The sequence below is a fragment of the Amycolatopsis sp. SID8362 genome, assembly GCF_010550475.1.
In the GTDB taxonomy this organism is placed as follows: domain Bacteria; phylum Actinomycetota; class Actinomycetes; order Mycobacteriales; family Pseudonocardiaceae; genus Amycolatopsis; species Amycolatopsis eburnea.
Map to the genome: position 1 here is coordinate 1 of NZ_JAAGNB010000755.1, position 1,072 is coordinate 1,072.

A 1,072-nucleotide genomic window follows, 5' to 3' on the forward strand; every position below is an offset into this window, starting at 1 on the left:
CCCGCCGGACGCGCTCCTGGTGTCCGGCAGCCCGATGGCGGCCGGCGTGCTGCAGGTGCTGGCGGAACTGGGCCTGCGGCCGGGCCGCGACGTCGGGATCGTCTCCTTCGACGAAGTCCCGTGGGCCACGCTGATCACGCCGGCGCTGACGGTGCTCGACCAGCCGGCCTACGCGATGGGCCAACGGGCGGCCCGGCTGCTGCTGGCCCGCATCGCCGACGGCGGTCCCCGGCCGGCGACCACGACGACGCTGACCGCGCGGCTGGTCGTCCGCGGCAGCTCGAACCGCCGGGGTTGACTTCGACCTTCCTTGAGCTTTTACCGTCGTCGGCATGACCACCGCACCACCCATCCCCCGCACCGTCTGGCTCGCCTCCGGCGTCATGGCACTGGGCGGGTTCCTGGGCAACATGGACGGCTCGATCGTCGCCGTCGGGCTGGAATCGATGAGACTGCGCCTGGGGGTCAGCCTCATCGAAATCCAGTGGGTGGCCACGGCTTTCCTGCTCGGCCTCGCCGCCGCCCTCCCGCTCACACCGTGGTTCGTGCGGAAGCTCGGGGCGGGCCGGCTGTGGCTGTGGGCGCTCGCCGCGTTCCTCCTGACGTCGGTGGCCTGCGCCCTCGCGCCGGACGCGGTCACGCTGATCGCCTTCCGGGCGGTGCAGGGCATGGCCACCGGCATCATGGTCACCGCCGGGCAAACCGTGATCGGGCTGGCCGTCGGCCCGGACCGGCTGGGCCGCACGATGGGCACGCTCGGGCTGGTCGTCGGCCTCGCGCCGGTCGTCGGGCCGAGCGTCGGCGGGTTCCTGCTCGCGCACTTCTCGTGGCCGGTGCTGTTCTGGCTGAACGTGCCGATCGGACTGGTCGCGTTCGGGCTGGCCCTGCGGTACGTGCCGCGCGGCGAGCGGGCGCAACCGCCGCCGATGGACTGGCCGGGGCTCGCGCTGGTGTCCCTCGGCCTGCCGCTGCTGGTCTACGCGCTCACCGAGCTGAACGGCGTGCTCGCGGCCGTCGGCGCCGGCGCGCTCGCGGTCTTCACGTGGTGGTCGCTGCGCGTGCGGCACCCGGT

The 1,072-nt window shown here is 73.8% G+C and carries 2 protein-coding genes; both read left to right on the forward strand.

The window, feature by feature from the left end; translation table 11 throughout:
* Positions 1-298 (forward strand): substrate-binding domain-containing protein (locus G3I65_RS23485; RefSeq protein WP_160698022.1); only part of this gene is annotated, 298 nt, incomplete at its 5' end.
* A 34-nt stretch (positions 299-332) separates the two neighbouring features.
* Positions 333-1,072 (forward strand): MFS transporter (locus tag G3I65_RS23490; RefSeq protein WP_160698023.1); only part of this gene is annotated, 740 nt, incomplete at its 3' end.